Source organism: Pseudomonas sp. S11P7 (genome assembly GCF_023195435.1).
GTDB classification, from domain to species: Bacteria; Pseudomonadota; Gammaproteobacteria; order Pseudomonadales; family Pseudomonadaceae; genus Aquipseudomonas; species Aquipseudomonas fluorescens_G.
The window spans coordinates 1,091,805-1,104,074 of sequence record NZ_JALPKS020000002.1; the positions used below are offsets into that span (position 1 = coordinate 1,091,805).

The 12,270-nt window shown below is 61.2% G+C and carries 13 protein-coding genes; 10 read left to right on the plus strand and 3 right to left on the minus strand.

What is annotated here, in order from left to right; translation table 11 throughout:
- Positions 1 to 4: 4 nt before the first annotated feature.
- From M0746_RS05080 to M0746_RS05125, 10 genes are all read left to right on the plus strand, one after another.
- Positions 5 to 721, plus strand: coding sequence for a FadR/GntR family transcriptional regulator (locus M0746_RS05080; RefSeq protein ID WP_258448385.1), 717 nt, complete (start codon positions 5 to 7; stop codon positions 719 to 721).
- Between the two features lie 128 nt (positions 722 to 849).
- Positions 850 to 1,725: an SMP-30/gluconolactonase/LRE family protein gene (locus tag M0746_RS05085; protein WP_258448386.1), complete on the plus strand. Its 876-nt coding sequence runs from the start codon at positions 850 to 852 to the stop codon at positions 1,723 to 1,725.
- 272 nt (positions 1,726 to 1,997) lie between these two features.
- Positions 1,998 to 2,816 (plus strand): SDR family oxidoreductase, encoded by an 819-nt coding sequence (locus M0746_RS05090; protein WP_258448387.1) that lies wholly within the window; start codon positions 1,998 to 2,000, stop codon positions 2,814 to 2,816.
- Positions 2,817 to 2,952: 136 nt separating this feature from the next.
- The gene (locus M0746_RS05095; RefSeq protein ID WP_258448388.1) at positions 2,953 to 3,957 is read left to right on the plus strand and encodes a substrate-binding domain-containing protein; all 1,005 of its coding nucleotides are present in this window, start codon (positions 2,953 to 2,955) and stop codon (positions 3,955 to 3,957) included.
- Between the two features lie 53 nt (positions 3,958 to 4,010).
- Complete coding sequence (gene araG / locus M0746_RS05100) at positions 4,011 to 5,558, plus strand: L-arabinose ABC transporter ATP-binding protein AraG (RefSeq protein WP_258448389.1); 1,548 nt, start codon at positions 4,011 to 4,013, stop codon at positions 5,556 to 5,558.
- Between the two features lie 12 nt (positions 5,559 to 5,570).
- Positions 5,571 to 6,539, plus strand: coding sequence for an L-arabinose ABC transporter permease AraH (gene araH, locus M0746_RS05105; RefSeq protein ID WP_093106558.1), 969 nt, complete (start codon positions 5,571 to 5,573; stop codon positions 6,537 to 6,539).
- A gap of 196 nt (positions 6,540 to 6,735) precedes the next feature.
- Positions 6,736 to 7,449, plus strand: a complete 714-nt coding sequence (locus tag M0746_RS05110; RefSeq protein ID WP_258448390.1) for a GntR family transcriptional regulator — start codon at positions 6,736 to 6,738, stop codon at positions 7,447 to 7,449.
- Positions 7,446 to 8,444 (plus strand): ADP-ribosylglycohydrolase family protein, encoded by a 999-nt coding sequence (locus tag M0746_RS05115; RefSeq protein WP_258448391.1) that lies wholly within the window; start codon positions 7,446 to 7,448, stop codon positions 8,442 to 8,444. Before M0746_RS05110 ends, M0746_RS05115 begins: the two co-directional genes overlap by 4 nt.
- Positions 8,445 to 8,661: 217 nt before the next feature.
- A complete protein-coding gene (locus M0746_RS05120) occupies positions 8,662 to 10,128 on the plus strand; it encodes a purine-cytosine permease family protein (RefSeq protein ID WP_258448392.1) in 1,467 nt (488 codons plus the stop codon).
- Positions 10,121 to 11,050, plus strand: coding sequence for a PfkB family carbohydrate kinase (locus M0746_RS05125; RefSeq protein ID WP_258448393.1), 930 nt, complete (start codon positions 10,121 to 10,123; stop codon positions 11,048 to 11,050). Before M0746_RS05120 ends, M0746_RS05125 begins: the two co-directional genes overlap by 8 nt.
- 114 nt (positions 11,051 to 11,164) lie before the next feature.
- On the opposite strand, the gene M0746_RS05130 is transcribed toward M0746_RS05125, so the two are convergent.
- From M0746_RS05130 to M0746_RS05140, 3 genes are all read right to left on the minus strand, one after another.
- Positions 11,165 to 11,545 carry a Rho termination factor N-terminal domain-containing protein gene (locus M0746_RS05130; protein WP_258448394.1) on the minus strand — a complete coding sequence of 127 codons (381 nt, stop codon included), beginning with the start codon at positions 11,543 to 11,545 and terminating at the stop codon, positions 11,165 to 11,167.
- Positions 11,546 to 11,608: 63 nt separating this feature from the next.
- The gene (locus M0746_RS05135; RefSeq protein WP_208940221.1) at positions 11,609 to 11,866 is read right to left on the minus strand and encodes a hypothetical protein; all 258 of its coding nucleotides are present in this window, start codon (positions 11,864 to 11,866) and stop codon (positions 11,609 to 11,611) included.
- A 47-nt stretch (positions 11,867 to 11,913) separates the two neighbouring features.
- Positions 11,914 to 12,255, minus strand: a complete 342-nt coding sequence (locus tag M0746_RS05140; protein ID WP_093099449.1) for a hypothetical protein — start codon at positions 12,253 to 12,255, stop codon at positions 11,914 to 11,916.
- Between the last annotated feature and the right edge of the window lie 15 nt (positions 12,256 to 12,270).

Sequence of the window (12,270 nt, forward strand, 5' to 3'; positions counted from 1 at the left end):
GTTCATGTCCAGCAGCTTTCATGCGTCAACCGTTGACTGGCTGGGCAGCTGGATCGCCGCGGGCCAGGTGCGGCCGGGGCAGACCATCAAGGTCGAGGCGGATCTGGGCGAACAGCTCGGGGTCAGCCGCACGGTGATTCGCGAAGCGATCAAAACCCTCGTTGCCAAAGGCATGCTCGAAGTCGGGCCGAAAGTCGGCACGCGAGTCTTGCCGGTGCGGCGCTGGAACCTGTTCGATCCGCAAGTGGTCGGCTGGCTGTCGCGCAATGGTTTGCCGGAGAACTTCGTCGACGACCTGCTCGATCTGCGTCGCACCATCGAACCGATGGCGGTGCGCTGGGCCTGCGAACGCGCAACCCCGGAGCAGATCGAAGCAGTGACAATGGCCTATCACGCGCTTGAACGCGCGGTGGACAGCGGCATCGATTACAACCGCGCCGACCAGGCCTTCCACGAATGCATTCTCGACGCCAGCCACAATCAATTTATCGAACAGATGGTCCCGGCCCTCGGCGCGCTGCTCGCGGTGTCGTTCGAAGTGTCGGCCGCCGACCCGGATGAACTGCGCCGCACGTTACCGATCCACAAAGACATGGCCGACGCCATCGCCGCCCGCGACTCAACGCGCGGCGTGTGGGCGTGCATGACCCTGATCGACAACGCAGACTTGGCAATAAAGCGTTTTTACCCGAAGGTCATGGCCGACAAAAAAGCCAGCTGAACACACCGATCCCCTGTAGGAGTGAGCCTGCTCGCGATGAGGCCAGTCAGTTGATATCAACGTCACTGACACACCGCGATCGCGAGCAGGCTCACTCCTACAGAAAACAACAATAATGGAGCCCTCAAATGCAGTGGACCGCCCTGACCGAACACCGCGCCCAGCTCGGTGAAGGTCCTTTCTGGGATGCGCCGACCCAGGCGCTGTACTGGGTCGATATCGCCGGCAAACAGGCGCTGCGTCTGATTGGCCAGAACGTGCAGATCTGGCAGATGCCCGAACACGTGTCCGCATTCATTCCGTGCAGCAGCGGCGATGCGCTGGTGACCCTGAGTAGCGGTGTCTATCGCCTTGATCTCGATTCGCCGGGCCTTGAACCGCGGCTGACGCTGTTCTGCGTCGCCGACCCGCAACCCGGCAACCGCCCGAATGAGGCGCGCTGCGATGCGCAAGGCCGGTTATGGCTTGGCACCATGCAGAACAACATCGGCGAACAGGGGGAAGACCTGCCGATCGTACGCCGCTCCGGCGGTTTGTTCCGGGTCGATCCGGATCAACGCGTCACACCGTTGCTGCTCAATCTGGGCATCCCCAACACCCTGCTGTGGAGTGACGACGGCACCAGAGTGCTGTTCGGCGACAGCCTCGACAGCGCGCTGAATCAATATTTCATCCGCACCGACGGCAGTCTCGACGATGCGCAGGTTTTTTATAAATCCGATCAGCACGGCGGCCCGGACGGCTCGGCGATGGACGCTGAAGGTTACATATGGAATGCGCGCTGGGACGGCAGCTGTCTGCTGCGTCTGACGCCCGACGGCGTTGTCGACCGCAAGATTGATTTGCCGGTCAGCCGTCCGACCAGTTGCGTATTTGGCGGCGCCGACCTGAAAACCCTCTACATCACCAGCGCGCAGAGCCCGCTTGACCATCCGCTGGATGGCGCGGTGCTGTCGATGCGCGTCGATGTTGCAGGAAAACTCTGTACGCGTTTTGCTGGGTAAATCCCATAATATGGGATGCAAAATTATATATTGAGATTATTTGGCGGTCAGGTTTATAGTCGGCTCCAGCAGTAACACGCACTCACACTTTAAAAAGAACAAAACAGGTGAAGTGATGCAGCGAATGTTTATCGCACTCCAGCGCGAAGTCCGTCCCTCGCCACGGCTTGTAGTCGTTGGCGCGCACTTGCCTGTTCAATTCTGTACGCCTTGCAAACCGGACATCGGTCGATGCCCGGTTTTTTTGCGCCTGCGCACAGGAGGCCTGACCCGTGGCTGAAGCGCTTACTCTGCCGCCGGTGCCTGCACCGCCCAAAGGTGAACGTCTGCGAGGCAAGGTCGTGCTGCTGACCGGCGCTGCGCAAGGCATCGGTGAAGCCATTGTCGCTGCGTTCGCCTGCCAACAGGCAAAACTGCTGATCAGCGACATCCAGGCGGAAAAAGTCGAAAACGTCGCCGCGCACTGGCGCGCTCAGGGCTACGACGTGCAAGCCCTGCAGGCCGACGTTTCACGTCAGACCGATCTCAACGCCATGGCCAAACGCGGCGTTGAACTGCACGGGCGGATCGATGTGCTGGTCAATTGCGCCGGGGTCAACGTGTTTCGCGATCCGCTGGAAATGACCGAAGAAGACTGGCGCCGCTGCTTCGCCATTGACCTGGACGGCGCCTGGTACGGCTGCAAAGCGGTGTTGCCACAGATGATCGAGCAGGGCGTGGGCAGCATCATCAATATCGCCTCGACCCATTCCAGCCACATCATTCCCGGCTGCTTTCCGTACCCGGTGGCCAAACATGGCTTGCTCGGCCTGACCCGTGCGCTGGGCATCGAATACGCGGCCAAAGGCATTCGCGTCAACGCCATCGCGCCGGGCTATATCGAAACGCAACTGAACGTCGACTACTGGAATGGTTTCGCCGACCCGCACGCCGAGCGCCAGCGCGCCTTCGACCTGCACCCGCCGAAACGCATCGGCCAGCCGCTGGAAGTGGCGATGACGGCGGTGTTTCTCGCCAGTGACGAAGCACCCTTTATCAATGCTTCGTGCATCACCATCGATGGTGGGCGTTCGGTGATGTACCACGACTGAATGAACGAATTTGCAGGGCTGAACTACGCTTGCAATCCAATCATCATACGATATGACTATTTTCAACACGCTCCACTGAGAACACGCTTCAACGCTTTTCAAACCTTGCTCAAAAAAAATAACAAGGAGTCATCTGATGAAACGTCGATTCGGGATTCGTACCCTCTGCAGCACTGCCCTGGCGGTCACTGCGTTCAGCCTGAGCAGCGCGCTGCTCGCCGCCGACGCGGTGAAGATCGGTTTTCTGGTCAAGCAGGCCGAAGAACCGTGGTTCCAGACCGAGTGGGCCTTCGCTGAAAAAGCCGCCAAGGACAAAGGCTTTGAACTGATCAAGATCGCTGTGCCCGATGGCGAGAAAACCCTTTCGGCCATCGACAGTCTTGCGGCCAATGGCGCCAAGGGCTTCGTGATCTGCCCGCCGGATGTGTCGCTCGGCCCGGCGATCATGGCCAAAGCCAAAATCAACGACCTCAAGGTAATCGCTGTCGACGACCGTTTTGTCGACGCCAATGGCAAGTTCATGGAAAACGTACCGTACCTGGGCATGGCTGCGTTCGAAGTCGGCCAGAAGCAGGGCGACGCCATGGCCGCTGAAGCGAAGAAGCGTAACTGGGACTGGAAAGACACCTACGCGGTGGTTAACACCTACAACGAACTCGACACCGGCAAGAAGCGCACCGACGGTTCGGTCGATGCCCTGAAGAAGGCCGGCATGCCAGAAGATCACATCCTCTTCGCCGCGCTGAAAACCCTCGACGTACCGGGCAGCATGGACGCCACCAACTCGGCGCTGGTGAAACTGCCGAGCGCGGCGAAAAACCTGATCATCGGCGGCATGAACGACAACACCGTGCTGGGCGGCGTGCGCGCCACCGAAGCGGCCGGTTTCGCCGCGACCAACGTGATCGGCATCGGCATCAACGGCACCGACGCCATCGGCGAACTGAAAAAGCCTAATAGCGGCTTCTTCGGTTCGATGCTGCCAAGCCCGCACATCGAAGGCTACAAGACCGCCGAGATGATGTACGAGTGGATCACCACCGGCAAAGAGCCGCCGAAGTACACCGCCATGGATGACGTCACCCTGATCACCCGCGAAAACTTCAAGCAAGAGCTGGAAAAAATCGGCCTGTGGAACTGACGCAGCGACGGCCCGGATAACCGGGCCGTTTATCGGTGTGAAGAGGTGGCTTTATGCACGCGCAAGTACAGACACAAGAACAACACAGCGCCAGCGGCAGCCTGCGTTTCAACGGGATCGGCAAGACCTTTCCCGGCGTGAAGGCGCTGGACGGCATCAGTTTCGTCGCACATCCTGGCCAGGTTCATGCGCTGATGGGCGAAAACGGCGCCGGCAAATCGACCCTGCTGAAAATCCTCGGTGGCGCCTATATCCCGAGCAGCGGCGAGTTGCAGATCGGCGAGCAGACCATGGCGTTCAAATCGACCGCCGACAGCATTGGCAGCGGCGTCGCGGTGATTCACCAGGAACTGCATCTGGTCCCGGAAATGACCGTGGCCGAGAACCTGTTTCTCGGCCACTTGCCGGCCAGTTTCGGTTTGATCAATCGCAGCGAGCTGCGCCAGAAAGCCTTGAATTGCCTCAAAGGCCTGGCCGATGAAATCGACCCGCAGACCAAGGTCGGGCGCCTGTCGCTCGGCCAGCGGCAACTGGTTGAAATCGCCAAAGCCTTGTCGCGCGGCGCCCATGTGATTGCCTTTGACGAGCCGACCAGCAGCCTTTCGGCGCGGGAGATCGACCGCTTGATGGCAATCATCAGCCGCCTGCGCGATGAGGGCAAAGTGGTGCTTTACGTGTCCCATCGCATGGAAGAAGTGTTCCGTATCTGCGATGCGGTGACGGTGTTCAAGGACGGTCGCTACGTGCGCACCTTCGACGACATGAGCCAGCTGACCCACGATCAATTGGTGACCTGCATGGTCGGTCGTGACATTCAGGACATCTACGATTATCGCCACCGCCCGCGCGGCGCCGTGGCGTTGAAAGTCGACGGCCTGCTCGGCCCGGGGCTGCGCGAGCCGATCAGTTTCGAAGCGCACAAAGGCGAGATCCTCGGCCTGTTCGGGCTGGTCGGGGCAGGGCGCACCGAGCTGTTTCGTTTGCTCAGCGGGCTGGAGCGCAACACCGCCGGACGCCTCGAATTGCGCGGTCACGAACTGAAGCTGCGCTCGCCGCGCGACGCGATTGCCGCCGGCATTCTGCTGTGCCCGGAGGACCGCAAAAAGGAAGGCATCATTCCGCTGGCCAGCGTCGCCGAGAACATCAATATCAGTGCCCGGGGCGCGCATTCGAGCCTCGGCTGCCTGATTCGCGGTTTGTGGGAGAAGGGCAACGCCGACAAGCAGATCAAGGCGTTGAAAGTGAAAACCCCGCATGCCGGGCAGCAGATCAAATTCCTCTCCGGTGGCAATCAGCAGAAGGCCATTCTTGGTCGCTGGCTGTCGATGCCGATGAAGGTCCTGCTGCTCGACGAACCGACCCGCGGCATCGACATCGGTGCCAAAGCGGAGATTTACCAGATCATCCATAACCTCGCCGCCGACGGTATTTCGGTGATCGTGGTGTCCAGTGACCTGATGGAAGTGATGGGCATTTCCGACCGCATTCTGGTGCTGTGCGAAGGCGCCCTGCGCGGCGAAGTCAACCGCGACCAGGCCAATGAATCCAACCTGCTGCAACTGGCTTTGCCGCGCCACCGCGCTGACGGCGTGGCGAACTGAGAGGTGACTATGATGACAACCCAAAACGAAACCCTGCCGACCGAGCGCAAACCGCTGGACATGCGGCGCTTCCTCGACGACTGGGTCATGCTGCTGGCGGCGATCGGTATTTTCATTGCCTGCACGCTACTGATCGACAACTTCCTCTCGCCGCTGAACATGCGCGGGCTCGGCCTGGCGATTTCCACCACCGGCATCGCCGCGTGCACAATGTTGTACTGCCTGGCATCAGGGCATTTTGACTTGTCGGTCGGCTCGGTAATCGCCTGTGCCGGTGTGGTCGCGGCAGTGGTAATGCGCGACACCAACAGTGTGTTTCTCGGCGTCAGCGCGGCGCTGGCGATGGGCCTGATCGTTGGCCTGATCAACGGCATCGTGATCGCCAAATTGCGCGTCAATGCGTTGATCACCACGCTGGCAACCATGCAGATCGTCCGCGGCCTGGCCTACATTTTTGCCAACGGCAAAGCGGTCGGCGTGTCGCAGGAATCGTTTTTCGTCTTCGGTAACGGCCAGTTGTTCGGCGTGCCGGTGCCGATTCTGATCACCATCGTCTGCTTCCTGTTCTTCGGCTGGCTGCTGAACTACACCACCTACGGGCGCAACACCATGGCCATCGGTGGCAACCAGGAAGCGGCGCTGCTGGCCGGTGTCAACGTTGACCGGACCAAGATCATCATCTTTGCCGTGCATGGCTTGATCGGTGCGCTGGCCGGGGTGATTCTGGCGTCGCGGATGACTTCCGGGCAGCCAATGATCGGTCAGGGTTTCGAACTGACAGTGATCTCGGCCTGCGTGCTGGGCGGGGTGTCGCTGAGCGGCGGGATCGGCATGATCCGCCATGTGATTGCCGGGGTGTTGATTCTGGCGATCATCGAGAATGCGATGAACCTGAAGAACATCGACACGTTTTATCAGTATGTGATTCGTGGTTCGATCTTGTTGCTGGCCGTCGTCATCGATCGCCTGAAACAACGCTGAATCCATCCCCAACACGAAACCTGTGGGAGCTGGCTTGCCAGCGATTGCGGTATAACATTCAACATTAACTTTGGATGTGCCGCCGTCATCGCTGGCAAGCCAGCTCCCACAGGGGATCGCTCCAGCTCCCCGCCTTCTGTCACCTTCCTCAAATATCCCTTGCCCGCCACGTCCCCTTTCGGTTATCAATTTGTACATGATTAGACAGGTACGATTCGACAAGAAACAACGGGTGGTCGACGAGCTCGTCCGGCGCATCGAAAGCGGCCTCATGGAGGACGGCTTTCTGTTGCCCGGCGAGCATCAGTTGGCTCAGGAATTCAAGGTCAGCCGTGGCACGCTGCGCGAAGCGCTGGCCGAACTGAAGCGGCGCAATTACATCGCCACGCAAAGCGGTGTCGGCTCCATCGTCACGTTCGACGGTGTTGCCCTCGATCAGCGCAGCGGCTGGGCACAGGCGCTGGCCGACAGCGGGGCGCTGATCAACACTGAAGTACTGCGCCTGGAAGCCGTGACGCGGCCCGATCTGCTGGTGCGTTTCGGCACCGACCAGTTCATCACCCTCGACCGTCGTCGGCGCGCCACTGACGGTACGCTGGTGTCCCTTGAACGCTCATTGATGCCAGCCAGTGGCGGCCTGGAAAGCCTGCCGCGTGTTGGCCTGATCGACAATTCCCTGACCATCACTCTGGCCGCTTACGGCTACATCGGCGAACGCGGCGATCAATGGATCGGCGCTGAACCGCTGAATGCCGAAGATGCCGAACTGCTCGGTCGCCCGGTCGGTACGGTTTTCCTCAAAGCCCTGCGCACCACCTACGACCGCCAGAACCGTTTCATGGAGCAGGTCGAAAGCCTGCTCGACCCGGTGCATTTCCGTCTGCACCTGCAATTCGGAGAATCGCAATGACCACGCTTAACCGTGCCCTCGGCGCTTTTTATGGTCTGGCCCTCGGTGATGCGCTGGGCATGCCGACGCAATCGCTAAGCCGCGAAACGATCAAGGCGCGTTTCGGCCAGATCACCGATCTGCAGGACGCCGGGCCGCTGCAACCCATCGCGGCGAACATGCCCAAAGGCTCGATCACCGACGACACCGAACAGGCGATTCTGGTCGGTGAATTGTTGATCGAGGGCAAGGGCCACATCGAGCCGGCGATCCTCGCGCAACGCCTGATCGAGTGGGAAGCCGAGATGCAGGCCAAAGGCTCGCAGGACTTGCTCGGCCCCTCGACCAAACGCGCCATTGAAATGATTCTCGCCGGCCATTCACCGGAAGAGGCCGGGCGTTACGGCACCACCAACGGCGCGGCGATGCGCATCACCCCGGTCGGGATCGCCGCCGATGTGGCGGATCGCGAACGGTTTATCGCAGCCGTGGTGCAGGCCTGCCAGGTCACCCACAACACCACGCTGGGAATTTCCAGCGCGGCGGCGGTGGCGGCGGTGGTGTCTGCTGGCGTCAATGGTCTGGATCTGGGCGAGGCGTTGAACCTCGGTCAGCAAATCGCGCAGCAGGCAGAAACCCACGGGCACTGGGTCGCCGGCGGCCGAATCGGCTCACGGATCAGTTGGGCGCGCACCATCAGTGTCGACAGCGACAAGGCGCTGCTGGCGGATCTGCTCTACGACGTCATCGGCACTTCGGTGGCGTCGCAGGAATCGGTGGTGGTCTCGTTCGCGTTGGCGCAACAGGTGGCCATCGGTGAGATGAACGCTTTCGAAGCGTTGTGCATGGCCGCCAGTCTGGGTGGCGACACCGATACCATCGCGGCGATACTCGGCGCGATGCTGGGCGCCTGCCTGGGGCTTGAGTGTTGGCCGGAGCCAATGATTGAAACGGTGAAATCGGTCAATCAGCTGCAGCTTGAGCCGTTGGTGCAGGGGCTGTTGGCCTTGCGTTGACTGGGCTGGCGCCATCGCTGGCAAGCCAGCTCCCACAGGAAAGTGCACATTTTAAGGTTCACTCTGTACCTGTGGGAGCTGGCTTGCCGGCGATAGGCGCACCAGAATTTTTGAATCATTCATCCGCAATGGATCGCGCAGACAGGCCCGGGACGGCCGCAATGTCTTGTTTTGCATCATTGCCACAACCACAAAAAAGGCAAACAGGAGCACGTTCATGAGTTCATCGACCGCTGGGCAGAGCGCCGGGCAACTGGAAACCCGCGGCATCGAGCCGGTGCCGGAAGCCGAGTGCAACGGCCATCCTCTGCAGCTGTTCTGGGTCTGGTTCGCTGCCAATATTTCCATTCTTGGCCTGCCATTGGGCGCCACGCTGGTGGCGTTTCGCGGGCTGGCGATCTGGCAGGCGATCATCGTCGCGATCCTCGGCGCCGCCGGTTCGTTTGCGGTGGTCGGGATCATTTCGATTGCCGGCCGACGGGGCCGCGCGCCGAGCCTGACTCTGTCACGAGCGATCTTCGGCGTACGCGGCAATATCGGCCCGACGCTGGTGTCGCTGATGTCGCGCCTGGGCTGGGAGACGGTCAACACCACCACCGCCGCGTTCGTGTTGCTGTCGCTGTGTTCGATCCTGTTCGGCTCTCCGGTGGAGGCAAAAAGTGCGCCGCTGCTGACGCTGATCTTCATCGCGATTTTCGTCTTGCTGACTCTGGCGGTGTCCGGCCTGGGTCATGCGACTTTGCTGGTCATTCAGAAGTGGGCGACGTACGTGTTCGGTGCGCTGAACATTCTGGTCGGTGGCTTCCTTTGCGCGACCATCGACTGGAGCGCGGTGTTCAACGCCACGCCGGCGCCGCTGAGCGCGATGATCATCGGCATCGGCACCATGGCCGCCGGCACCGGGATCGGTTGGGCCAACGCTGGCGCGGATATGTCGCGCTATCAGCACCGCAGCGTCAAAGCCGTGCGGCTGGTCGCTTCTGCTGCGTTCGGCGCGGGGATTCCGTTGGTGCTGCTGATCACCCTTGGTGGCTTGCTGTCGGTGGGCAACAACGATCTGGCGTCGGCGACTGACCCGATTGTGGCGATCCGCGACATGCTGCCGACCTGGATGGCCGTGCCATATCTGATCACTGCGTTCGGTGGTCTGCTGCTGTCGAACAACCTGTCGGTGTACTCCGCCGGCCTGACCACGCTGACGCTGGGCCTCAAGGTCAAACGCGTCTACGCGGTGGTGGTGGACATCGTCGCGATCTTCGCCGGTTCGATTTATTTCATGCTGATTGCCGACAGCTTCTACGGCCCGTTCATCACCTTCATTTCCCTGCTGGCGGTGCCGATCACGGCGTGGGTCGGGATTTTCGTGGTCGATCTGATCCATCGTCATTACTACAGCCCCAAGGACCTGCTTGACGTCAGCCCGAGCAGCGCCTACTGGTACCACGGCGGTATCGAGTGGCGCGCGTTTGGCGCCTGGGCGATCGCCATCGTGCTGGGTTTCAGCTTCACCACTATCGGCACCACTGCCGAGAACGTCTGGTTCAAAGGTTTCCTGTCCGACTCATGGCTGGGCCATAACGGCCTCGGCTGGATCGTGACGTTTGTCGTTGCCGGCGGCCTGTACCTTGTATTGGGCGGGGCGAAAGATCGCCGCGCCGCGCAACCCGAGAATGCTCATGCCTAAGATGTTGCACACCGGCCAGGTCATCATCGACCTGGTCATGGCCGTGGAAAAACTCCCGCAGATTGGCGGCGACGTGTTGGCGCAGTCGGCGGGATTCGAAGCGGGCGGCGGGTTCAATGTCATGGCGGCAGCGGTGCGCAACGGCCTGCCGGTGGTTTATCTCGGTCGCCACGGCACCGGACGTTTCGGCGATCTGGCGCGGCAGGCGATGCAGGCTGAAGGCATCTGCATCGGTATTGCTGAACCTGCTGAACGCGACACCGGTTTTTGCGTGGCGCTGACCGATGCCTCGGCCGAGCGCAGTTTCATCTCCTACATCGGTGCCGAAGGTGAGGTGACCAGCGAGGACTTGCACAGCGTTGCCGCCGAGACGGGCGATTATGTCTACCTCAGTGGTTACAGCCTGCTTCACGAGGGCAAGGCGCAAGCGTTGCTCGACTGGACGCTGGCCTTGCCGAAGGGCATCAACGTGGTGTTCGATCCGGGGCCGTTGGTGGAATCGCCGGATTCGCCGTTGATGCAGGCGCTGCTGCCGCGCATCGATGTGTGGACCAGCAACAGTGTCGAGGCGCTGCGTTTTACTGGAGCCGATGAGCTTGGTATCGCGATGGATCGCCTCGCGGAACTGCTGCCGGAAACCGTGCTGATGGTCGTGCGCGACGGTCCGCAGGGCTGCTGGATTCAGCAGGCCGGGAAGCGCCGGCATGTGCCGGGGTTTGCTGTTAAAGCGGTAGACAGTAACGGTGCCGGCGACGCGCATGCCGGAGTGTTTATCGCCGGGCTTGCGCAGGGGCTGAACGCAGATGAATCCGCGCGGCGGGCGAACGCGGCGGCGGCCTTGGCGGTAACGCGCTGGGGGCCGGCGACAGCGCCGGGGGTGGCTGAGGTGGATGCGTTTATCCGCGAGTTCTGCGGCGACTGATGCATCGCAATCGCTGGCAAGCCAGCTCCCACAGGGTCTTAGGGTATAAGTGCGATAGTGCAACCACCCGAAAAATCTGTGGGAGCTGGCTTGCCAGCGATGAGGCCATCAGACTCAACCGGCCTTGCGCAACGCCTCAATCAATTCCTGCTTGCGCATTGAAGAGCGTCCCGGAATATTCTTCGCCCGGGCTTCCTTCATCAGGCTGTCGACGGTCTGCGCATCCTTCGAGGTTTCGCTGCTACGCGAATGCCCCTTGCGACTGGCCACAGCACGCCGCGACGACTCCTTGCGATCTTCCGACTTGGCGCTCGCCGGTTTTTTACGCCCTGAGCCGCCGGACTTCTCGCCGCCACCCGATTGCTTGTTCACGGTCGCCCACGCGCGGGCTTCCGCTTCATCTTTCGACACGCCCTTTTTCTCGTAGCTGTCTTCGATGTGCTCGGCCTTGCGCTTCTGTTCACTGGTGTATTTGTCTTTGCTTCCGCGAGGCATGGGATTTCTCCTCTTGTGTGCAGATACAGCCGCTCGCCGCACCGGCAGCGAGCGACTTCGCAACTACTGCTGATCGAGTTTCTGCGCCGCTTCAACGCCGGCGGCGCTGAGCTTGATCGGCAGGTTCAGCGAGTGTTCGCCCGCTTCGCTGCAAGTCACATGACCATGGTGAATCAGACCACGCTCCTGCAGGGCGGCGAGGGCGCTGGCCACGACTTTCTCGCCCCGGTAATTGTCCAGCACCTCCTTGCCCAAACCGTTGGGATGCGCGTGCAGCAGGCGGGTGAGGACTTCTTTTTCCAGGTCTTTGTCGACGTTCATGGTTACCTCTTCATGGGAGTGAATAGGGCGCTCGCGTCGGCGAACTGCTACTGACCGGCGCCTTCGGAGCCGGAGCCACCGGTGGTGGTTTTTGAACCGACACCGGGGCCGGCATTGTCCGGTGCAGCCGGTGAATCAGGCGTGTTCATCCCGCCCTGACGGCCCGGATCGCTGCCTTGCGTGCGCGGGTCAGTGCCGGTGGCCGGCGGCTGATTGATCAGCGGCACGCCGGAGCCATCGGTGTTCATGCCGGGGGCACTGTTGATGGCTGGGGCGCGAGGCGGGGTCGGATCGGTAGGGCCAGTGCCTGCTGCCGTGGACGAGGCGGCGAATACCGCAGGGCAGAGCAGGGCGCTGAAGACGAAAGCGGTCAACCTTGACGGGATCATAGGGCTTCTCCAGTG

Bases quoted from the DNA above. Each gene is read 5' to 3' on its own strand.
- M0746_RS05080 (WP_258448385.1), top strand. From the start codon at position 5: ATGTCCAGCAGCTTTCATGCGTCAACCGTTGACTGGCTGGGCAGCTGG.
- M0746_RS05115 (WP_258448391.1), top strand. From the start codon at position 7,446: ATGACCACGCTTAACCGTGCCCTCGGCGCTTTTTATGGTCTGGCCCTC.
- M0746_RS05120 (WP_258448392.1), top strand. From the start codon at position 8,662: ATGAGTTCATCGACCGCTGGGCAGAGCGCCGGGCAACTGGAAACCCGC.
- M0746_RS05085 (WP_258448386.1), top strand. From the start codon at position 850: ATGCAGTGGACCGCCCTGACCGAACACCGCGCCCAGCTCGGTGAAGGT.
- M0746_RS05130 (WP_258448394.1), bottom strand. From the start codon at position 11,545: ATGCCTCGCGGAAGCAAAGACAAATACACCAGTGAACAGAAGCGCAAG.
- M0746_RS05095 (WP_258448388.1), top strand. From the start codon at position 2,953: ATGAAACGTCGATTCGGGATTCGTACCCTCTGCAGCACTGCCCTGGCG.
- M0746_RS05140 (WP_093099449.1), bottom strand. From the start codon at position 12,255: ATGATCCCGTCAAGGTTGACCGCTTTCGTCTTCAGCGCCCTGCTCTGC.
- M0746_RS05125 (WP_258448393.1), top strand. From the start codon at position 10,121: ATGCCTAAGATGTTGCACACCGGCCAGGTCATCATCGACCTGGTCATG.
- M0746_RS05110 (WP_258448390.1), top strand. From the start codon at position 6,736: ATGATTAGACAGGTACGATTCGACAAGAAACAACGGGTGGTCGACGAG.
- araG (WP_258448389.1), top strand. From the start codon at position 4,011: ATGCACGCGCAAGTACAGACACAAGAACAACACAGCGCCAGCGGCAGC.
- araH (WP_093106558.1), top strand. From the start codon at position 5,571: ATGACAACCCAAAACGAAACCCTGCCGACCGAGCGCAAACCGCTGGAC.
- M0746_RS05135 (WP_208940221.1), bottom strand. From the start codon at position 11,866: ATGAACGTCGACAAAGACCTGGAAAAAGAAGTCCTCACCCGCCTGCTG.